The organism is Pseudomonas sp. Marseille-Q1929 (assembly GCF_017316265.1).
Classification (GTDB): Bacteria; Pseudomonadota; Gammaproteobacteria; order Pseudomonadales; family Pseudomonadaceae; genus Aquipseudomonas.
On the sequence record NZ_JAFLWU010000001.1, the window covers coordinates 502,775 to 522,934 of the forward strand.

The following is a 20,160-nucleotide window of genomic DNA, read 5'->3' on the forward strand; positions in this document are numbered from 1 at the left end:
CTGAAAACATGGCGCGTATCGTAGGCGGTCATGTGTATCGACGCCAGATACAACAGACGTGTAACCGCAGAATTTCAGATACATCCCACACGCCGCTCAACCTGGCGTCAAACATTCCGGCCCGTTGAGCTTGGGATCGTTGACCATATTGGCCAAGACACGCTCACGTAACGCAGCCGGTTCGCTGGCCAACAACGCCTGCAAGGTGTGCAACGGCGTCTCGGGATCAAGCCAGGCCGCCTGCCCCGCCGCATCCAGGATCAGCGGCCGGCGCTGACTCTGCGCCGGCTGGGTGACCACCGCCGTGCTCAGCCAAACCTGTTCCTGCACTGGATAGGCCTCCCAGATCGCCGCAAAAAACAGCGTGGAGCCCTCCCCCGGCGTCAACCAGTACGGGCGCTTGCGCTGGGTGCCGCGCCATTCGTAGAAGCCATTGGCGGGCAGCAGGCAACGGCGCTGGCGAAACGCTTCGCGAAACATCGGCTGCTCGGCCAGGGTTTCGGCGCGGGCGTGGGCGGGCGTGCGCGAGAGGTCGGTCAGCCAGGGCGGCGTCAGGCCCCAGCGCGCGCGGGCCAGGGTGCGTTGGCCGGCGTCGGAACGCTGGATCAGCACCGAGTCATTCGGGGAGATGTTCCACTGGGCCTGCTGGTCGGCCGGAAAACCCGGCAAGGCAGCAAAGGAGGGGTTCCAGCGAAACAGGGCATAACGTCCACACATGGGGCAACACGACTCTTGGGTAAACCGACCGACAGCCTAACAGACCAGCACGTCGGGGAAGCTGTCGGGTTCATCGCCCGGCATGGGTTGCGCGCCGATGTAGGCAGTAATCAACTCACGGGCACACGCGGCCTGGTCGTTGTCCACTTCCAGCCCCAGCAAGCCGAAAATCGGCAGCTCGCCGGTGCCTCCGAGCAAATGGCGCCCCACCAGGTGCGCCTCGATACCCTCGCTGGCGAGCATCTGCTGCAGCAACTCGCCCTCCATCAGGTTTTCCGGTTCGTAGATTCGCTGCATGGGCGGTCCTGTCATTCGTTTTCGCTGCGGGTTTCAAGCATCCACTCGTCGCCATGGACCTGTAGATCGAAAATGATCGGGCGGCAACACACCTGGCAGTCCTCTATATAGTTCTGGTCACCGCCAGACAAATCCACCGTTGTCTCAACCTCTTCACCACAATAAGGACAATCGTACGTCGCGGTTTCCAGCATCGCAGCCTCCAGAGTGACTTGTGCGTATAATCGCCGGTCTATTTACAGGGCTATTTCCGGCCGGGCCTATTTCCCGGACCGCTCCCTGGCATTTCCTTTACTTACCCTAGCCGTTTCTAACAAGAGAGCATGATGGGCCAATTCGATACCATCCGACCTTACAACGACAGCGAAGTCCCGGCAGTGCTGGACCGGCTGTTCAGTGACAAGGCCTTTCTGGACATCCTGACCCACTTCCGCTTTCCGCGCTTCGCCGGCACCCTGGGCTGGCTGCTCAAGCCGATGATCGCCCGCAAGCTGCGCCGTGAATTCGCCGGCGTCACCACCGTGGCGACGCTGCAGGACAAAGTCGAGTACTACGTCGACCACACCATCGACCGCGCGACCGACGGCGTGACCTACACCGGCGTCGAGCAGCTCAAGTCCGGCACCGCCTACCTGTTCCTGGCCAACCACCGCGACATCGTGATGGACCCGGCTTTCGTCAACTACGCCGTGTACCACGCCGGCCTGCCGACGCCGCGTATCGCCATCGGCGACAACCTGCTGCAAAAGCCGTTTGTCAGCGACCTGATGCGCCTGAACAAGAGCTTTATCGTGCACCGCTCGATCACCGGGCGAAAAGAAAAGATGGCGGCCTTCAACCTGCTGTCGGCCTACATCAACCATTCGATCCGCAACGACTGCGAGTCGATCTGGATCGCCCAGGCCGAAGGCCGTGCCAAGGACGGGGATGACCGCACCGAGTCGGCGATCCTCAAGATGTTCCACGTCAGCCGCAAGGACGAGCCGTTCGCCGAGGTGATCCAGTCGCTGAACCTGACGCCAGTGTCCATCAGCTACGAATACGACCCGTGCGATTCGGCCAAGGCCCGCGAGCTGTATATCCGCGCCACCACCGGCACCTATTGCAAGGCGCCGGGCGAAGATGACGTGAGCATTGCCCTGGGCATCACCGGCTACAAGGGCCGGGTGCATGTGAACTTCGCGCCGCCGATCACCGAGCGCTTCGAAGATACCAAAGTGCTGGCGACGGAAATGGACCGGCAGATTCTCGGCGGTTATCGCTTGTTCCCGGTGCATTACCTGGCGTATGCGCAGTGGAGCGAGGCTGACCCGCAATTGCAGGTGCCCAACGCCGCTGATGTATTCCCAGCGGATGAGCTGGCCAAGGCGAAGGCTGAGTGGGAACGGCGCTTGAACGAATGCCCGGTTGAGCATCGGCCGTTTCTGGTGGTGCAGTATGCGACGCCGGTGCGTAACCAGTATCGCGTGAAGGCTGGCATCCCGCTGTAAACACCGAAGCAGAAAAGCCCGCTCCCACATTTGGTTTTGTGGTGAGCTTTAGAGGCGGGTGCTGATCCAAGAGGTCAGCAGCGCCAACCCCAGGCAGGCGAACCCGATGCGGTACGCCATACGATGCGCCCGTTCGGTGCGCACATCCAGAAACAACATCGGCTGATCAATCGCGCGCTCTTCACTTTGCGCGATCAGGTCAGCCATCGCGCGTTGCTCGCGCAGGCGGGTGATCGCCAGCAGCGCCGCCCCCGGCAAGGCCACCGTTAAAGCCACAGCATTGATCAATAGTGCGGGCAGCGCCATCGCAAACCTCGGTAACACAGTGTCTGGGTATCCGTTCTGATACATGGCTGGACGTAGCAGCCTCATCAGCCACCACTCTTGCATCCCAACATGAACGGCTAATGTATCCAGTAATTTACGGCGTCACCTGAACGTCACCTTAACAAGCCACTCTGTTGCCCTTCGAACGTTCGGGAGCTTGTCATGCTGCACGCGCACAACCAGGATCGGCTGTATCTGATCGCCCCCAGCGATGAACAAGAGGCGCTCATCGGCGGCCTCGCGTTCAACGTGCAGGATCGCCACTGGCTGGTGTACTGCGCCCTCGGCGGGCACCAGCATGCGGACTTGCCGGAAGCGGATTTATTGACCGGCGTGAGCCTGCTGGACTTCTGTATCGACACCGCCGCGTGAAACTCCAGGCACAAAAAAACCGGGCTCATCGCTGAGCCCGGTTTTTTTATGCAGCGGTTATTGCGAGCTGAGCAACGAACCGATGCTTGGGTCCTTGAACAGGCGGGTCAAGGCGTCGCTCAACACGTCGCTGACCAGCTTGGTGTTGGTTTCCTGGTTCGGCGACATGCCGAAGCGCTGGTTCAGCGAGGCGCCGTAGCGGCCGCTGTAGCGACGGGTGCCCGCCGTGACGTCAGACTTGAACGTCGCGCCGATGGAGGCCTCGGTCACGTACAGACCTTCTTTAGGCGACTGATATTTCAGTTCAGCCAGGGTGATGGTCAACTGCGGGGCGCCCGGCGAGTTGGCCGGGGTGAAACCCAGCAGGCGCACGGCGGCTTCGGCCTGCGCTTGCAGCTTGGGCAACACGTCCTGGCCGGTGACCGAAATCAGCGCAGTCTCCGGGTACAGGCCACCACGGGAACCCAACGTTGGCGACGGACGGCCGTCCACCACACGCACCGACACCGGCTGGCCGTGACCCACTGGCGCCAGCTGAGTGGTGAGCTTCGGTTGCGGGCTCAGTTGTTGCGGGCTGTTGGCGCAGCCAACCAGGGCCAAACTGGTCACAGTGATCAAACCGAACAACAGGCGTTGCAACATGCGCTTCTCTCCAGAAATCAGGTACCGACAGGCGGGCAGTATAGCGGTGCGCCACTGCCGGGAACTAGCATCAGTTACATCCTGAGACCGGCACCGGCCGAAGCGGTTCGATGTCATCGAGATGTCACAGCCAATACATGCGCCCGTCATCCCGGGCTGGCAAGCTTTGCCTCAATCTCAGGAGGCTATCACCATGAATTTTCTCTGGTCGCTGTTCATGCACAAACCCGCCCTGCGTCAGTTCGCCCTGCTCGATGCGCAAGGCCGCTGCCAGGCCTTTAAAGAGTGCAGCCAACCACCGGTGGGAAATGGCTGGGTGGAAATCGACGAGATTCGCCTGAGCTGGATGCACCGCCCGCTGCCGGCCCGTGCCCGCGTAAGCCCACGTCCTGCGCAGTCATCCCGGCACCAGCCGTTGGCCGCCTGACCGAACACCTAATAAAAGTCATAAAACACGCCCATTTCCTTGGCGTTCTTCGCTACAATCTCCCCCCGATTATAAGGACGTCTCCTGATCGGGCCCCGCTGCATCGTTAATGCCTCGGTATTAACCCCCCAATCGCCCACAGAGAGCCGCCCACACAGATCGAATAGAGCTGGTGTGCTTGCTGTTTTCGTTGCAAACATCCCCTCTTTATATCGCATCTGCCAGAGCTGCCATTGCGCTCGGCCACTTGAGTTGTTTGCCCGTTTTGCCGCGTGTCGGCAAGGTATCCGGGCCAGGTGCCAGGCTGAGGCAGCCCTTTTTTGAGGTTCACGTCTTCAAAAGAGCGTGAAAAAAACGGGTTTTCACAACTTCACAAGAGTGTGGCGAGCAAATGAATAGTTTGGCGTTTGTACAAGCACCATCAGCGTCTTTAACAGCCCAACCACACAGGACCGAGCCCTCCTCAAAAACCGGAGCTTGAGCCTGTCCGCTACGGATTGGTTGCACGAATCGCACGCTTTGACCATAAGTCGAATTGCCACAGGCGCCCATGAATGCGTTCATAGGCAGATTAGCCCGGCAGGAAGCGTGTGCTGAAGTTGCAAAGAATTGCGAAACGGACATGGCGATCCTGGCCATGGGTAACCTGGGGCAACACGTGAACCGCCCCGTCACTCCTGGCAGCCATGCCGTCAATTTGGTGCTGCAGATTTTGGAGACGCGTTAAATGGCGCATAACGAAGCAGTCGACGTAGTACTGGTAGGGGCCGGCATCATGAGTGCCACCCTGGCCGTGCTGCTCAAGGAGCTCGACCCCGGCCTCAAGCTGGAAGTCGTTGAGCTGATGGATTCGGGTGCCGCGGAAAGTTCCAACCCGTGGAACAACGCCGGTACCGGCCACGCCGGGCTGTGTGAGCTGAACTACACGCCGCAGGCCGCCGATGGCTCCATCGACATCAAGAAAGCCGTGCACATCAACACCCAGTTTGAGGTGTCGAAGCAGTTCTGGGCGTACCTGACCCAAAAGGGCACCTTTGGCTCGTCCAAGTCCTTTATCAGCCCGGTGCCGCACCTGAGCTTCGTGCAGGGCGAAAAAGGCGTGGACTTCCTCAAGAAGCGCTTTGAATCCCTCAGCCAGCACCACGCGTTTTCGGACATGCACTACACCGAAGACCGCAGTGAGATGGCCGAGTGGATGCCGCTGATGATGCCGGGCCGCCCGCTCGACGAAAAAATCGCCGCCACCCGCGTGCTCAACGGCACCGACGTCAACTTCGGCGCCCTGACCAACCAGCTGCTGGGTCACTTGACCAGTTCGCCGGATGCCCAGGTCAAGTACTGCAAGCGCGTCACTGGCCTCAAGCGCAACGGCGCCGGCTGGACCGTGAGCATCAAGGACGTCAATAGCGGCAACAGCCGTGAAGTGGACGCCAAGTTCGTCTTCCTCGGCGCCGGTGGCGCGGCCCTGCCGCTGCTGCAAGCCTCGGGCATCGAAGAAAGCAAAGGTTTTGGCGGCTTCCCGGTCAGCGGCCAATGGCTGCGTTGCGACAACCCGGACGTGGTCAAGCACCACCAGGCCAAGGTCTACAGCCAGGCCGCCGTGGGTTCGCCGCCGATGTCCGTGCCGCACTTGGACACCCGTGTGGTCGATGGCAAGAAATCCCTGCTGTTCGGGCCATACGCCGGCTTCACCACCAAGTTCCTCAAGCACGGCTCGTTCCTTGACCTGCCGATGTCGATTCGCGCCGGCAACATCGGCCCGATGCTGGCCGTGGCCCGCGACAACATGGACCTGACCAAGTACCTGGTCAGCGAAGTGCGCCAGTCCATGGAACAGCGCCTGGAATCCCTGCGCCGCTTCTACCCTGAAGCGAAAGCCGAAGACTGGCGCCTGGAAGTGGCCGGCCAACGAGTGCAGATCATCAAGAAAGACCCGAAGAAAGGCGGCGTGCTGCAATTCGGCACCGAACTGGTCGCGGCCAAGGACGGCTCGCTGGCCGCACTGCTGGGCGCGTCCCCGGGTGCTTCGGTGACGGTTTCGATCATGTTGGAACTGATCGAGAAGTGCTTTCCGCAGAAAGCGGCGGGTGAATGGGCCGCCAAGCTGCACGAGATCTTCCCGGCACGGGAAAAGGTTCTGGAAACAGATGCCGACCTGTACCGCAAGATCAACACGCAGAACAACATCAGCCTGGAACTGGTTGAGCCTGCTGCCGAGACCGAGAGCTACGCTTGAGGTTGTGACGCATAGCGTCACCGGATGCATTCCCACGCAGAGCGTGGGAACGATCGCCCCGCCCTCGTGATGAGAGCGGGGCGTTTTTTTATGTCTTGGAAATCAGCCGCGGGCTTTTTCGATCAACTCGATGTACTCGTCCGCGTTGCGCTGGTCCTTGATCAGCTCGACGAAGGTCTGGCCATGCTCGTCCTTGCCGTCGAGGTCCAGGCCGGCTTCCTTGAAAAAGCCGAGGAAACGTTCGAAGTCGTCGATACGCAGGCCACGGTAGGCCTTGATCAGTTTGTGCAGGGACGGTGAAGTCGCGTCAACCGGCTCGAAGTCCAGGAACAACTTGATTTGATCGTCGCCGATCTCGTCACCAATCAACTGCTTCTTATCTTTACGCATTACCGACTCCAGCCTGCTGACATTTACACGGGACTGGAAGTCTACCTGCCGGACACCACCTTCGAAAACAACCAAACACGCCTGTGGGAGCTGGCTTGCCTGCGATAGCGGTCTGTCAGTTGAAAACTATTGCGCTGACACACCGCTATCGCAGGCAAGCCAGCTCCCACATTGATTGGGTTCACATAGCGGTATCGGTGTCGTTTGGTTACTTGGTACGGACTGCACCGGTGTGCAGGTCTGCCCAGATATGGCCATTGGCGTAGCTGAGGAATTGCACATACAGGGTGTCGTTACGCAACAAGTCGACGATAACGCGGTACTGCGCCACCGGATAGGACAAGGTCAGGGTCTTGCTCTTATCGTCATACGCCGGCTTTTTCAGGCTTTTACTTTCCGCATCGAAATTGAGCACCACTTGATTGATGGTCGCGCCCTTGTTCAGGGGCTTGCCCTTGAGGCGGATCATCAGCGGCGACGTCACCGGAATCGGTTGCTGGCTGGATTGACGCTGATTACCCACCACCACCGCGTACTCGGTGACTTGCAGCAATTGCTGCTGGTCGGGCGCTTCGGCGCGCAGAGTCAGGTCGTCTGGCGGCAGGAATTGGCTGTGCAGGGGTGCTGCAGCCAGGGGCAAACTGAGAGTCAGCGCCAGGGCGGCGCACGTGCGGATCAACAGGCTCATGACAGGCTCCAGACGCAGGGCCAGGCACTCTAGCATGCCGGCCCCGCACCTGATGAAGCGCGTTTACATGCCTTTGACGGCGTAGATGCCATTGGCATTGCGCCAGTAGCCTTTGTAGTCCATGCCGTAGCCGAAGATGTAGCGGTCAACGCACGGCAGGCCGACGAAATCGGCTTTCAGCTCAGGCCGCGCCTTGCGGTCGTGGTCCTTGTCGATCAGCACGGCGGTGTGCACTTTGCGCGCGCCGGCGTGTTTGCAGAAGTCGATGATCGCGCCCAAGGTGTGACCTTCGTCGAGGATGTCATCGATGATCAGCACGTCGCGGTCGATGAACGAGACTTCCGGCTTGGCTTTCCAGAACAGGTCGCCGCCGCTGGTTTCGTTGCGATAGCGGGTGGCGTGCAGGTAGGACGCTTCCAGCGGGAATTGCAGGTGCGTGAGCAATTTGCCGGCGAAAATCAGGCCGCCGTTCATCACACAGAAAACCACCGGGTTGGTGTCGGCCATTTCGCGGCTGATATGGGCGCCGACCTTGGCGATCGCCTCTTCGACTTGCGCTTCGGTGTACAGGCAGTCAGCCTCGCGCATGATTTGACGGATATGCTCGAGATCAGCGGACATGGCGCTCTCCAAGGGGGTGCTGTGGCAAGAAAAGCGGGCGAAGGTACGCTTCTCGTGCGCTCGGATCAAGCCTTAATGGACTAACGTACTAGATGTCTATAGGACAACACCCTCGGATAGATTAATCTAGGCCGGTTTTTTTGCCCGCCGCCGGAGCCTTTCCCATGCCCACTCGCGAGATCCGCCACCCGCTGATCCAACACAAACTCGGCCTTATGCGCCGCGCCGACATCAGCACGAAGAATTTCCGTGAGCTTGCTCAGGAAGTCGGAGCGTTGCTCACCTACGAAGCCACCAAGGATCTGCCCCTGGAAACCTACGAGATTCCAGGTTGGGCCGGTCCCGTCCAGGTCGAGAAAATCGCCGGCAAGAAGATCACCGTGGTGCCGATCCTGCGCGCCGGTATCGGCATGCTCGAAGGCGTGCTCAGCCTGATCCCGGGCGCCAAGGTCAGCGCCGTGGGCGTCGCCCGCAACGAAGAAACCCTGGAAGCGCACACCTACCTGGAAAAACTCGTCCCGGAAATCGACGAGCGCCTGGCCATGATCATCGACCCGATGCTCGCCACCGGCAGCTCCATGGTTGCCACCATCGACCTGCTGAAAAAAGCCGGTTGCAAGGACATTCGCGCCATGGTGCTGGTGGCCGCTCCCGAAGGCATCGCCGCCGTCGAGAAGGCCCACCCGGACGTGCAGATCTACACCGCGTCCATCGATCAGTGCCTGAACGAACACGGCTACATCATCCCAGGCCTGGGCGATGCCGGTGACAAGATCTTCGGCACCAAGCAGAAGGACGCGTGAGCATGCAGGATGAATTCAACGACCCGCTTTGGCGCCAGATCCTGTCTGGCGCACAAATGCTCTTCGTGGCATTTGGCGCGCTGGTGTTGATGCCGCTGATCACAGGTCTTGATCCAAACGTTGCACTGTTTACCGCAGGCCTGGGCACGTTGTTGTTCCAGGTCGTGACGGGGCGGCAGGTGCCGGTATTCCTGGCATCGAGCTTTGCCTTTATCACCCCGATCATTCTCGCCAAGCAGCAATTCGGCCTGGCGGCGACCATGGGTGGGGTGATGGCGGCCGGTTTCGTCTACACCTTCCTCGGCGCTGCCGTGAAGATCAAGGGCACCGGTTTCATCGACCGCTTGCTGCCACCGGTGGTGATCGGTCCGGTGATCATCTCCATCGGCCTGGCCATGGCGCCGATTGCCGCCAATATGGCCATGGGCAAAGCCGGTGATGGCAGCGAGCTGATTCACTACCAGACGGCGATGATGATCTCGATGCCGGCGCTGCTGACCACGTTGATCGTGGCGGTGTTCGGCAAAGGCATTTTCCGCCTGGTGCCGATCATCTCCGGCGTGCTGGTGGGCTTCGCGATGGCGTTCTACTTTGACGTGGTCGACACGGCGAAGATCGCCGCCGCGCCATGGTTCGCCCTGCCCCACTTCACCGCGCCGGAGTTCAACTGGCAGGCGATCCTGTTCATCGTCCCCGTGGCCCTGGCCCCGGCGATCGAACACATCGGCGGTGTGATTGCGGTGGGCAGCGTGACCGGTCGCGACTACCTGAAGAAGCCAGGCCTGCATCGCACCCTGCTGGGTGACGGCATTGCCACCACGGCTGCCGGGATGTTTGGCGGCCCGCCGAACACCACCTACGCCGAAGTGACTGGCGCCGTGATGCTGACCAAGAACTACAACCCGAAAATCATGACCTGGGCGGCGGTGTTTGCCATCAGCCTGGCGTTTATCGGCAAGTTCGGCGCACTGCTGCAAAGCATCCCGGTGCCGGTGATGGGCGGGATTCTGTGCCTGCTGTTCGGTTCGATTGCTGCGGTGGGGATGAACACGCTGATTCGCCACAAGATCGACCTGGGCGAGGCGCGCAACCTGGTGATTGTCTCGGTGACCTTGGTGTTCGGGATTGGCGGTGTGCTGGTCGGCACCGGTACGGGCCCGGATGATTTCGGCCTGAAGGGCATCGCCCTGTGTGCGGTGGTGGCGATTGCCTTGAACCTGCTGCTGCCGGGCAATGATGGCTGGAAGAACAAGAAGCCTGACGAGCCACTGCTGTAACTATGCGGTGTTGCTGATGGCCCCATCGCGGGCAAGCCCGCTCCCACATTTGGAATGCATTTCCCTGTGGGAGCCGGGCTTGCCCGCGATGGGGCCAGTCAAGCCAATGAAGATTTAAAGTTCGCCAAGCCCATCAATCAACGCCTGGTTCTGCTCCGGCGTACCAATACTGATCCGCAGGAACTGGGCAATCCGCTCCTGCTTGAAGTGCCGCACGATCACACCCTGCTCACGCAACTTGGCCGCCAGGCCGGCAGCGTCGTGCCTGGGGTGACGGGCAAAGATAAAGTTGGCCGCCGACGGCAACACTTCAAAGCCCTTCCCTTCCAGTTGCGCGACCACCGTGTTGCGGCTGTCGATCACCAGTTGGCAGGTCTTCTCGAAGTACTCACGGTCTTCAAACGCCGCCGCCGCGCCGACAATCGCCAGGCGATCCAGCGGATAGGAGTTGAAGCTGTTCTTGACGCGTTCCAGCGCCTCGATCAGGTCCGGGTGGCCCACGGCCAGGCCTACACGCAAACCGGCCAGTGAGCGCGATTTGGACAGGGTCTGCGTCACCAGCAGGTTCGGGTAGCGATCCACCAGGCTGATGGCGGTTTCACCGCCGAAGTCGATATAGGCTTCATCGACCACCACCACCGAATCCGGGCTGGCCTTGAGGATCTGCTCCACCGCATCCAGCGCCAGCACGCAGCCGGTCGGCGCGTTAGGGTTGGGGAAGATGATCCCGCCGTTCGGCTTGGCGTAGTCCGCCACGCGGATCTGGAACTGCTCGTCCAGCGGCACCGGGTCGGACTGGATGCCATACAGGCCGCAGTACACCGGATAGAAGCTGTAGCTGATGTCCGGGAACAGCAGCGGCAAATCGTGCTGGAACAGCCCGTGAAAGATGTGCGCGAGGACTTCGTCGGAACCGTTGCCGAGGAACACCTTGCCCGCATCCACCCCGTAATACTTGGCCACGGCCTGCTTGAGCAGGTCGCTGTTGGGGTCCGGGTACAGGCGCAGGTTGTCGTTCAACTCGGCCTGCATCGCGGCCAACGCCTTGGGCGATGGGCCGTAGGGGTTTTCATTGGTGTTGAGTTTGACCAGCTTGGTCAGCTTCGGTTGTTCACCCGGCACGTAAGGCACGAGGTCCTTGACGAAAGGGCTCCAGAATTTGCTCATGCCTCACTCTCCCTTGACGATGCGGTATTCGGCGCTACGTGCGTGTGCGCTCAGCGATTCGCCACGGGCCAGCACCGAGGCAGTCTTGCCCAGCTCGGACGCGCCTTGTGGCGAGCAGAAGATGATCGACGAACGTTTCTGGAAGTCATACACCCCCAGCGGCGACGAAAAGCGTGCGGTGCCAGAGGTCGGCAGCACGTGGTTGGGGCCTGCGCAGTAGTCGCCCAGGGCTTCGCTGGTGTGGCGCCCCATGAAGATCGCACCGGCATGACGAATCGATGGCAGCCAGGCTTGTGGGTCGGCTACCGACAGCTCCAAGTGCTCCGGCGCGATGCGGTTGGCCACTTCAATGGCCTGCTCCATGTCACGCACCAGGATCAACGCGCCACGGCCGTTGATCGACTTCTCGATGATCTCGGCGCGGTCCATGGTCGGCAGCAGCTTGTCGATGCTCGCGGCGACCTTGTCGAGGAACTCGGCGTCCGGGCTGACCAGGATCGCCTGGGCGTCTTCGTCGTGCTCGGCCTGGGAGAACAGGTCCATGGCGATCCAGTCCGGGTCGGTCTGGCCATCACACACCACGAGGATTTCCGAGGGGCCGGCGATCATGTCGATACCGACCTGGCCAAACACATGGCGCTTGGCGGTGGCGACGTAGATGTTGCCGGGGCCGACCACCTTGTCCACTTTCGGCACGCTTTCGGTGCCGTAGGCCAGGGCGGCAACGGCCTGTGCGCCGCCGATGGTGAACACGCGGTCGACACCGGCGATGCACGCAGCGGCCAGCACCAGCTCGTTGATTTCACCGCGCGGGGTCGGCACGACCATGACCACTTCGGTCACGCCCGCCACTTTCGCCGGAATCGCGTTCATCAGTACCGATGACGGGTACGACGCCTTGCCGCCCGGCACGTACAGGCCGGCACGGTCCAGCGGCGTGACCTTCTGGCCCAGCACAGTGCCGTCGGCCTCGGTGTAGCTCCAGGAATCCTGCTTCTGCTTTTCGTGGTAGCTGCGCACCCGCGTCGCCGCCACTTCCAGCGCTTCGCGCTGTGGCGCAGTGATGCGCGTCAGGGCCAACTCCAGGCGTTCGCGGGGCAGGATCAGGTCGGCCATGGACGCGACGTCCAGGCCGTCGAACTGGCGGGTGAAATCCACCAGCGCCGCATCACCGCGCTCACGCACGGCCTTGATGATGTCGAGTACTCGCCCGTTGACCGACTCGTCGGACACGCTTTCCCAGCTCAGCAGATGATCCAGATGATGGGCAAAATCCGGGTCGGCAGCGTTGAGTCGGGCAATTGCAGTGGACGTGGTCATAGCGAGGGCCTCAATAGAATTGGCAAAAACTCAGGCGCCCTAAACTAGCAGTCGTTTCCGCTTGGGCACCTGAGAATTCTGGCTATGAGGCGGATAGACGGGCGCAGCCTTGCGGCTACGCAGGTAAGTCAACCGCGGTGTCGCGACTCCACTGCCGTGCGCAGGGTGTCGATCAACGCCTGGATACGGGCGTGCTGCATCTTCATCGAGGCCTTGTTGACGATCAGGCGGGAGCTGATGTCGGCAATGAAGTCTTGCGGCTCAAGACCGTTGGCACGCAGGGTGTTGCCGGTGTCGACCACGTCGATGATCTTGTCGGCCAGGCCGATCAGCGGCGCCAGCTCCATCGAGCCATAGAGCTTGATGATATCGACCTGGCGGCCTTGCTCGGCGTAGTAGCGCTTGGCGACGTTGACGAACTTGGTGGCCACACGCAGGCGGCCCTTGGGCTCGACGTCACCGACACGGCCGGCGGTCATCAGCTTGCACAGGGCGATACGCAGGTCCAGGGGCTCGTACAGGCCCTGGCCGCCGTATTCCATCAGCACGTCTTTACCGGCGACACCGAGGTCGGCCGCGCCATGTTCAACGTAGGTCGGCACGTCGGTAGCCCGCACGATCAACAGGCGAACGTCGTCCTGGGTCGTGGGGATGATCAGCTTGCGGCTCTTGTCCGGATTCTCGGTCGGCACGATGCCCGCTTCAGCCAGAAGCGGCAAAGTGTCGTCAAGGATGCGGCCCTTGGACAGTGCGATGGTCAACATGGGAAACGTCAGTCCTTCATCAGGCTATTGCGGTCCGGTCGCAAACGGCGCCGGACACAGATCGAGGCCATGACAGCCTCGATTTGAAACAAATCCTGTGGTGAGAGAGCAAGCTCCCTCACCAGCATTGCAGCCCCGGACTAGCCCGGTACGCGGCGGATTTTCGCGCCGAGCATCTGCAGTTTTTCTTCGATGCACTCGTAGCCACGGTCGATGTGGTAGATGCGGTCGATCAGCGTGTCGCCGTCGGCGCACAGTGCCGAAATCACCAGGCTGGCCGACGCACGCAGGTCGGTGGCCATGACTGGCGCGCCCTTGAGCTTGTCGATACCGGTGACGATGGCCGTGTTGCCCTCGACCTGGATCTTCGCGCCCATGCGATGCAGTTCGTACACGTGCATGAAGCGGTTTTCGAAGATGGTCTCGATCACCGCGCCGGTGCCTTCGGCAATCGCGTTCAGGGAGATGAACTGCGCTTGCATGTCGGTCGGGAACGCTGGGTACGGAGCGGTACGCACGTTGACGGCTTTTGGCCGCTTGCCGTGCATGTTCAGCTCGATCCAGTCTTCGCCGGTGGTGATGTCTGCGCCAGCTTCACGCAGTTTTTCCAGGACGGCTTCCAGGATGGTCGGATCAGTGTCCTTGACCTTGACGCGGCCACCGGTGACGGCAGCGGCAACCAGGTAGGTGCCGGTCTCGATACGGTCGGGCATGACCTTGTAGGTCGCCGTGTGCAGACGCTCGACACCATCAATGGTGATGGTGTCGGTGCCAGCGCCGGAAACCTTGGCGCCCATGGCGTTCAGGAAGTTGGCCAGGTCGACCACTTCCGGCTCGCGCGCGGCGTTCTGCAGGACGCTGCGGCCCTTGGCCAGAGCAGCGGCCATCATGATGTTCTCGGTACCGGTCACGCTGACGGTATCAAAGAAGAAGTTGGCGCCACGCAGGCCGCCTTCCGGCGCCTTGGCCTTGATGTAGCCGCCTTCGACGTCGATCACTGCGCCCATGGCTTCAAGACCACGGATGTGCAGGTCAACCGGACGCGAGCCAATGGCGCAACCGCCAGGCAGTGCGACTTCGGCTTCGCCGAAACGGGCAACCATCGGGCCCAGTACCAGGATCGACGCACGCATGGTTTTCACCAGTTCGTACGGGGCGATGAGGGTCTTGATGGTGCGCGGGTCGATTTCGACCGAGAGCTTCTCGTCGATCACCGGCTCGATGCCCATGCGACCGAACAGCTCGATCATGGTGGTAATGTCGTGCAAGTGCGGCAGGTTGGCCACGGTGACCGGGCCATCACACAGCAGGGTCGCTGCCAGGATCGGCAAGGCGGAGTTTTTCGCGCCGGAGATGCGGATCTCGCCATCAAGGCGGGCACCACCGGTAATAATCAATTTATCCATAAGAATCTCGACGCCTTGGGGGCTCAGGTGCGCTCGGCCCAGGCCGCGCGGCTGAAAAATTTCATAGTGACCGCATGGATGCTGCCATCGGTGATCCACGGGTTCAAATGGGCATAGATCTGCTGCTGACGCTTGACTGGGCTCAGTGCCGCCAGTTCATCGCTAATCACGTTCAGCTGGAAGTTGCAGCCTTCGCCTTCAACTTCTACGGTCGTTTCCGGCAGCTTTCCTTCAAGAAAGCTCTTAACTTCTAGGGCCTGCATGCTCAACCTCTATCGGCGCCCAGTGCGCACGGGTCGCACATCATACAAAAAAGCCCCGCGCCTGCGAACCCCGCATAGCAGGACTCTGACGGGGGGCTTCTCTAATAATGTGTATTAAGGATGTGCCAACAGCTCGGTCAGACCGGAAACTTCGGCGATTTCGCGCATGTCTTCGGGCATGGCACGGATGCTGACCGTTTTATTGGCCGCCTCGGCGTCACGCATGAAGCACAGCAGCAGGGACAAACCCACGCTGCTGGATTTGGTCACTTGCGAGCAATCCACCACCAGCGCAGGCGCGCTGCTGCCATTGATCAGCGCCTGGCCCTGCTTGCGCAGGCCCGGCCCGGAGCGATAGTCCAACACGCCACTGATGAACAACTCGCCGGCATCGCCGAGACGAACGGCCGATTCGGTCATTGCGCAGGCTTCCCGGCAGCTTGCTTGTCGGTTTCTTCCTTGGCCTTGGCGACTTCACCGGCCCAACCATTGATGGTCTTGTCCAGGTCGTTGCCATTGCGCTGCATGGCGTCGGCGAACTGGTCACGGAACAGCTTGCCGATGTTGATGCCATTGATGATCACGTTGCGCAGTTTCCACTCGCCGTTGATCTTCTCCAGGGTGTACTGCACAGGGTAGACCGCACCGTTGGTGCCCTTGACGGTCATGTTGACGCTGGTGCGATCGCCCGACTCATCACCTGGCGGCGCCACGGTAATACCCTGGTTGTTGTACTCCAGCAAAGCGTTGCCATAGAACTGGAACAGGCCTTTCTTGAAGTTTTCCTGGAAGGTCTGCATCTGTGCAGGCGTGGCCTTGCGCGAATACTTGACCGTCATGATGCTGCGGGAAATGCCTTCGGCATCGACCACCGGGCCGACAATAGTGTTCAGCGCATCGTAGAACTTGGTCGGGTCTTGCTTGTACTGTTCTTTGTTGGCCGTCAGGTCAGCCAACATCTTGTTGGTCGTGTCCTGCACCAGTTCGTGCGCAGAACCTGCCGCGTTGGCCATCAGCGGCAGCGCTGCAAGCAGTACCAGCAGGCCACGTCGCAAGGTAGAGATCATGAACAGATTCCTCATTTGGCGTCTTTATTGACCGTATTGAGCAGGAATTTACCGATCAGGTCCTCAAGCACCAGCGACGACTGCGTGTCGTGGATGGTCGAGCCATCCTTGAGCAGGGCTGTCTCCCCACCCACGCTGACACCGATGTACTTCTCGCCCAGCAGACCCGCAGTGAGGATAGATGCCGTGGAGTCAGTCGGCAGATTATCTACCTTCTTGTCCAACTGCATCGTCACTCGACCGGTGAAGCTGTCGCGATCCAGATCGATTGCCGTGACCTTGCCGATGGTTACACCGGCCATGGTCACTTTAGCTCTGACAGTCAAACCGGCGATATTGTCGAAGTACGCGTAAAGTTTATAAGTATCGGCGGTGGGGCTGGCCGAAAGGCCGCTGACTCGCAGGGCCAGCAACAGTAAAGCCAGGATGCCAGCCAGCAAGAAAAGGCCGACACCGATTTCCACAGTGCGGTTTTGCATCAGAAATCTCCAAACATCAAGGCGGTCAAAATGAAGTCAAGGCCCAGTACCGCCAGCGAGGCGTACACAACGGTCTTGGTGGTGGCGCGACTGATCCCTTCTGAGGTGGGCTCACAGTCGTAGCCTTGGAATACGGCGATCCAGGTCACTACAAAGGCGAAGACAATGCTCTTTATGATGCCATTGAGCACGTCACCGCTGAAGGTCACGCTGTTTTGCATGTTGGCCCAATAAGAGCCGTCGTAGACCCCCAGCCAGTCCACCGCCACCCAAGAACCGCCCCAGATACCGACCACGCTGAAGATCATCGCCAGCAGTGGCAGGGAAATGAAGCCGGCCCACAGGCGCGGCGCAACAATGTACTTGAGCGGGTCCACGCCGATCATTTCCAGGCTGGACAGTTGCTCGGTGGACTTCATGTTGCCGATCTCGGCGGTCAGCGCAGAACCTGCGCGCCCGGCAAACAGCAAGGCGGTGACCACCGGCCCCAGTTCACGCAGCAGCGTCAGGGCCACCATCTGCCCGACCGCCTGCTCCGAACCGTAGCTGGAAAGGATATTGAAGCCCTGCAGCGCCAGCACCATGCCGATAAAGACCCCGGAGACCACGATGATCACCAGGGACATCACGCCCACTGCGTGCAGTTGCTTGAGCAGCAGGCCAAAACCGCCACCAATGCCGCCACGGCCCAGCAAGGCGTGGAAGAGGAAAATCGTCGAACGGCCGAGCACTTCGATGATGTCGATGCCGGAGCGACCGAAAAGGCGGACCTTCTCGATAAGTGAAGTCTTGCGCATCAACGCTTCCCCAGAAGATCTGAGCGGTAGTCCGCTGCCGGAAAATGGAAAGGCACCGGGCCATCGGGGTCGCCCGTCATGAATTGGCGAATGCGCGGGTTATCGGCGTTCATCAGCTCTTCAGGCGTGCCCTGCCCCAGCACCTGGCCATCGCCAACCACATAAAGGTAGTCGGCAATGCTCGCGGTTTCTGCCAGGTCGTGGGAAACCACGATACTGGTAATGCCCAGCGCATCGTTGAGCAGGCGGATCAGGCGCACCAGCACGCCCATGGCGATCGGATCCTGGCCCACGAAAGGCTCGTCGTACATGAGGATCTGCGGGTCGAGGGCAATGGCACGGGCCAGGGCCACACGGCGCTTCATACCGCCGGACAGCTCGTCAGGCATCAGGTCGATGGCACCACGCAGCCCGACGGCCTGTAGTTTCAGCAACACGATGTCACGAATCATTTCATCGGACAGCTGGGTATGCACCCGCAGCGGGAAGGCTACGTTTTCGAAAACATCGAGATCGGTGAACAGCGCACCGCTCTGGAACAGCACACCCATGTGCTTGCGCGCATCGAACAGATCGCTGCGCGACAACGTCGGCAGGTTCTGGCCGTTGACCCAAACTTCACCGGCAGTCGGGCGCAATTGCATGCCCATCAGGCGCAGCAAGGTGGTCTTGCCGCAACCGGAAGGCCCCATGATGCCCGTGACCTTGCCGCGCGGAATGCGGATATCGACGTTATTGAAGATGCTGCGCGTCCCGCGCTTGAAGGTAAGGCCCTTCAGCTCGACCGCGTAGGCGTTATCGGCACTCATCTAAACTCCTTGGGATGCAGCCTTTCACTCAGACACCATGTTTGCGCCAAACGTTTGCAACGCTCGTGCAATAGTTAGCCACATGGGCTGGGCGGACCGAACTGGCGGCGAACTATATCACTGCTGGTACAACGCGCCCAAGGCCGGAACCGTGCTTGTTCAGACACAGGACAGGGAAAAAGCGTTGCTTTAGATGAATCTCACGGGCATTGCGAATAAACCCTGACGAACTTACGTGAGGGAATTGCGCATTGCCGCTATAATCGCCGACTTTTCGTCAGGCTATACGATTTCAGACATGAGCCAATCCAGCGACCTTATTCAATCCGCACAACGCACCATCCGCCTTGAGCTTGAAGCCGTAGAAGGCTTGCTGGCCCATATCGACGCGGATTTCGTACGCGCTTGCGAGATGATTCTGGCCAGCAAGGGCCGCGTTGTCGTGGTCGGCATGGGCAAATCCGGCCATGTCGGCAACAAGATTGCCGCCACCCTGGCCAGCACCGGGACTACCGCCTTTTTCGTGCACCCCGCCGAAGCCAGCCACGGCGACATGGGCATGATCACCAAGGATGACATCATCCTGGCATTGTCCAACTCGGGCACCACCAACGAGATCGTGACCCTGTTGCCGCTGATCAAGCGCCTGGGCATCAAGATGATCAGCCTCACCGGCAACCCAGATTCGACGCTGGCCAAGGCTGCCGAAGTGAACCTCAATGTTCACGTGGCCCACGAAGCCTGCCCGCTGAACCTGGCGCCGACCTCGTCCACCACCGCCGCACTGGTCATGGGCGACGCCCTGGCCGTGGCGTTGCTGGAAGCCCGCGGCTTTACCGCAGAAGACTTCGCGTTTTCCCACCCTGGCGGCGCCCTCGGCCGTCGCCTGCTGCTGAAAGTGGAAAACGTCATGCATTCGGGCGATGAATTGCCCCACGTCCAACGCGGCACGCTGCTGAAAGACGCGTTGATGGAAATGACCCGCAAGGGCCTGGGCATGACCGTGATCCTGGAAACCGACGGCAAACTCGCCGGCGTCTTCACCGACGGCGACCTGCGCCGCACCCTGGACCGCACCATCGACATCCACACGGCCACCATCGACGCCGTGATGACCCCCCACGGCAAGACGGCCCGCCCCGAGATGCTGGCGGCCGAAGCCTTGAAAATCATGGAAGACCACAAGATCGGTGCGCTGGTGGTCGTTGATAGCAACGACTGCCCAATCGGCGCCCTGAACATGCACGACTTGCTGCGTGCGGGAGTGATGTAAATGACCAGCGACTTGCTGCAACGCGGCAAACACATCAAATTGGCGATTTTCGACGTGGACGGCGTGCTGACTGACGGCCGCCTGTACTTCCTCGAAGATGGCAGCGAATTCAAGACCTTCAACACTCTCGACGGCCAAGGCATCAAGATGCTGATGGCGGCGGGCGTGCAAACGGCAATTATCAGCGGCAGAAAAACCCCCGTTGTGGAACGCCGTGCACAAAACCTGGGGATTCCTCACCTGTATCAGGGCCGCGAGGATAAACTGGTGGTTCTGGACGAGCTTCTTGGCCAACTCAACCTAAGCTATGAGCAGGTCGCCTACTTGGGCGACGACTTGCCTGACCTGCCGGTGATCCGCCGGGTCGGCCTGGGCATGGCCGTCGCTAATGCGGCGGCGTTTGTTCGCGAGCACGCCCACGGCATCACCACCGCCCGCGGCGGTGAAGGTGCCGCCCGCGAGTTCTGCGAGCTGATCCTGCGTGCCCAAGGCAGCCTTGAAGCGGCCCACGCCGCCTACCTATAGAGC

General features: G+C 60.6%; 26 protein-coding genes. 8 read left to right on the top strand and 18 right to left on the bottom strand.

All coding sequences use genetic code 11. From position 1 onward, the window contains the following. Window positions 1-96 precede the first annotated feature (96 nt). From J1G37_RS02260 to J1G37_RS02270, 3 genes are read right to left on the bottom strand one after another with little or no spacing between them, the layout of a single operon-like run. On the bottom strand, window positions 97-717 hold the full coding sequence (locus J1G37_RS02260; RefSeq protein WP_207040042.1) for an SOS response-associated peptidase: 621 nt from the start codon (window positions 715-717) through the stop codon (window positions 97-99). Between the two features lie 36 nt (window positions 718-753). Beyond that, entirely contained in the window at window positions 754-1,014 is a 261-nt protein-coding gene (locus J1G37_RS02265; protein WP_124527451.1) for a DUF2007 domain-containing protein, read from the bottom strand. Between the two features lie 11 nt (window positions 1,015-1,025). After that, the gene (locus J1G37_RS02270) at window positions 1,026-1,208 is read right to left on the bottom strand and encodes a CPXCG motif-containing cysteine-rich protein (RefSeq protein ID WP_017738733.1); all 183 of its coding nucleotides are present in this window, start codon (window positions 1,206-1,208) and stop codon (window positions 1,026-1,028) included. A 132-nt stretch (window positions 1,209-1,340) separates the two neighbouring features. Here J1G37_RS02270 and J1G37_RS02275 point away from each other — a divergent pair, with 132 nt between their 5' ends. Then, a complete protein-coding gene (locus J1G37_RS02275) occupies window positions 1,341-2,504 on the top strand; it encodes a 1-acyl-sn-glycerol-3-phosphate acyltransferase (RefSeq protein WP_207040043.1) in 1,164 nt (387 codons plus the stop codon). A gap of 48 nt (window positions 2,505-2,552) precedes the next feature. Here the strand turns inward: J1G37_RS02275 and J1G37_RS02280 are convergent, their stop codons facing one another. Continuing rightward, window positions 2,553-2,810: a hypothetical protein gene (locus J1G37_RS02280; RefSeq protein ID WP_207040044.1), complete on the bottom strand. Its 258-nt coding sequence runs from the start codon at window positions 2,808-2,810 to the stop codon at window positions 2,553-2,555. 183 nt (window positions 2,811-2,993) lie between these two features. Here J1G37_RS02280 and J1G37_RS02285 point away from each other — a divergent pair, with 183 nt between their 5' ends. Then, window positions 2,994-3,203, top strand: a complete 210-nt coding sequence (locus tag J1G37_RS02285; RefSeq protein WP_071491163.1) for a hypothetical protein — start codon at window positions 2,994-2,996, stop codon at window positions 3,201-3,203. A 57-nt stretch (window positions 3,204-3,260) separates the two neighbouring features. On the opposite strand, the gene J1G37_RS02290 is transcribed toward J1G37_RS02285, so the two are convergent. Then, window positions 3,261-3,845: a YajG family lipoprotein gene (locus tag J1G37_RS02290; RefSeq protein WP_207040045.1), complete on the bottom strand. Its 585-nt coding sequence runs from the start codon at window positions 3,843-3,845 to the stop codon at window positions 3,261-3,263. Window positions 3,846-4,038: 193 nt separating this feature from the next. Here J1G37_RS02290 and J1G37_RS02295 point away from each other — a divergent pair, with 193 nt between their 5' ends. After that, on the top strand, window positions 4,039-4,272 hold the full coding sequence (locus J1G37_RS02295; RefSeq protein WP_207040046.1) for a hypothetical protein: 234 nt from the start codon (window positions 4,039-4,041) through the stop codon (window positions 4,270-4,272). 727 nt (window positions 4,273-4,999) lie between these two features. Beyond that, entirely contained in the window at window positions 5,000-6,508 is a 1,509-nt protein-coding gene (gene mqo, locus J1G37_RS02300; RefSeq protein WP_207040047.1) for a malate dehydrogenase (quinone), read from the top strand. Window positions 6,509-6,610: 102 nt separating this feature from the next. On the opposite strand, the gene J1G37_RS02305 is transcribed toward mqo, so the two are convergent. The 3 genes from J1G37_RS02305 to J1G37_RS02315 all read right to left on the bottom strand — a co-directional run bounded on the left by J1G37_RS02305 (window position 6,611) and on the right by J1G37_RS02315 (window position 8,207). Further along, complete coding sequence (locus tag J1G37_RS02305) at window positions 6,611-6,898, bottom strand: PA4642 family protein (protein WP_207040048.1); 288 nt, start codon at window positions 6,896-6,898, stop codon at window positions 6,611-6,613. 208 nt (window positions 6,899-7,106) lie between these two features. Next, window positions 7,107-7,586 (bottom strand): hypothetical protein, encoded by a 480-nt coding sequence (locus J1G37_RS02310; RefSeq protein WP_207040049.1) that lies wholly within the window; start codon window positions 7,584-7,586, stop codon window positions 7,107-7,109. A gap of 63 nt (window positions 7,587-7,649) precedes the next feature. Beyond that, a complete protein-coding gene (locus J1G37_RS02315; protein ID WP_017738742.1) occupies window positions 7,650-8,207 on the bottom strand; it encodes a hypoxanthine-guanine phosphoribosyltransferase in 558 nt (185 codons plus the stop codon). A gap of 164 nt (window positions 8,208-8,371) precedes the next feature. On the opposite strand from J1G37_RS02315, the gene upp reads away from it, so the two are divergent. Then, window positions 8,372-9,010: a uracil phosphoribosyltransferase gene (gene upp / locus J1G37_RS02320; protein WP_017738743.1), complete on the top strand. Its 639-nt coding sequence runs from the start codon at window positions 8,372-8,374 to the stop codon at window positions 9,008-9,010. Between the two features lie 2 nt (window positions 9,011-9,012). Next, window positions 9,013-10,287, top strand: a complete 1,275-nt coding sequence (locus tag J1G37_RS02325) for a uracil-xanthine permease family protein (protein ID WP_207040050.1) — start codon at window positions 9,013-9,015, stop codon at window positions 10,285-10,287. Window positions 10,288-10,401: 114 nt separating this feature from the next. Here the strand turns inward: J1G37_RS02325 and hisC are convergent, their stop codons facing one another. The 10 genes from hisC to J1G37_RS02375 form a co-directional block, all read right to left on the bottom strand. Next, window positions 10,402-11,454: a histidinol-phosphate transaminase gene (hisC, locus tag J1G37_RS02330; protein WP_207040051.1), complete on the bottom strand. Its 1,053-nt coding sequence runs from the start codon at window positions 11,452-11,454 to the stop codon at window positions 10,402-10,404. A gap of 3 nt (window positions 11,455-11,457) precedes the next feature. Then, window positions 11,458-12,774, bottom strand: a complete 1,317-nt coding sequence (gene hisD, locus J1G37_RS02335) for a histidinol dehydrogenase (protein WP_207040052.1) — start codon at window positions 12,772-12,774, stop codon at window positions 11,458-11,460. A 128-nt stretch (window positions 12,775-12,902) separates the two neighbouring features. Next, on the bottom strand, window positions 12,903-13,538 hold the full coding sequence (gene hisG / locus J1G37_RS02340; RefSeq protein WP_003171824.1) for an ATP phosphoribosyltransferase: 636 nt from the start codon (window positions 13,536-13,538) through the stop codon (window positions 12,903-12,905). A 140-nt stretch (window positions 13,539-13,678) separates the two neighbouring features. Further along, entirely contained in the window at window positions 13,679-14,944 is a 1,266-nt protein-coding gene (gene murA / locus J1G37_RS02345) for a UDP-N-acetylglucosamine 1-carboxyvinyltransferase (protein ID WP_207040053.1), read from the bottom strand. A gap of 23 nt (window positions 14,945-14,967) precedes the next feature. Next, a complete protein-coding gene (locus tag J1G37_RS02350; protein ID WP_003188597.1) occupies window positions 14,968-15,207 on the bottom strand; it encodes a BolA family protein in 240 nt (79 codons plus the stop codon). A gap of 114 nt (window positions 15,208-15,321) precedes the next feature. Beyond that, on the bottom strand, window positions 15,322-15,627 hold the full coding sequence (locus J1G37_RS02355; RefSeq protein ID WP_207040054.1) for an STAS domain-containing protein: 306 nt from the start codon (window positions 15,625-15,627) through the stop codon (window positions 15,322-15,324). Then, window positions 15,624-16,274, bottom strand: a complete 651-nt coding sequence (locus J1G37_RS02360; RefSeq protein WP_207040055.1) for an ABC transporter substrate-binding protein — start codon at window positions 16,272-16,274, stop codon at window positions 15,624-15,626. Before J1G37_RS02360 ends, J1G37_RS02355 begins: the two co-directional genes overlap by 4 nt. An 11-nt stretch (window positions 16,275-16,285) precedes the next feature. Next, a complete protein-coding gene (mlaD, locus tag J1G37_RS02365; protein ID WP_003171814.1) occupies window positions 16,286-16,753 on the bottom strand; it encodes an outer membrane lipid asymmetry maintenance protein MlaD in 468 nt (155 codons plus the stop codon). After that, a complete protein-coding gene (gene mlaE, locus J1G37_RS02370) occupies window positions 16,753-17,550 on the bottom strand; it encodes a lipid asymmetry maintenance ABC transporter permease subunit MlaE (RefSeq protein WP_207040056.1) in 798 nt (265 codons plus the stop codon). Before mlaE ends, mlaD begins: the two co-directional genes overlap by 1 nt. Next, the gene (locus J1G37_RS02375) at window positions 17,550-18,359 is read right to left on the bottom strand and encodes an ATP-binding cassette domain-containing protein (protein ID WP_017738751.1); all 810 of its coding nucleotides are present in this window, start codon (window positions 18,357-18,359) and stop codon (window positions 17,550-17,552) included. The genes mlaE and J1G37_RS02375 overlap by 1 nt, the downstream gene beginning before the upstream one ends. A gap of 298 nt (window positions 18,360-18,657) precedes the next feature. Here J1G37_RS02375 and J1G37_RS02380 point away from each other — a divergent pair, with 298 nt between their 5' ends. Together J1G37_RS02380 and J1G37_RS02385 are read left to right on the top strand one after the other, a co-directional pair. After that, window positions 18,658-19,632: a KpsF/GutQ family sugar-phosphate isomerase gene (locus J1G37_RS02380; RefSeq protein WP_124527463.1), complete on the top strand. Its 975-nt coding sequence runs from the start codon at window positions 18,658-18,660 to the stop codon at window positions 19,630-19,632. Next, window positions 19,633-20,157: an HAD family hydrolase gene (locus J1G37_RS02385; RefSeq protein WP_017738753.1), complete on the top strand. Its 525-nt coding sequence runs from the start codon at window positions 19,633-19,635 to the stop codon at window positions 20,155-20,157. The last annotated feature ends 3 nt before the right edge of the window (window positions 20,158-20,160 follow it).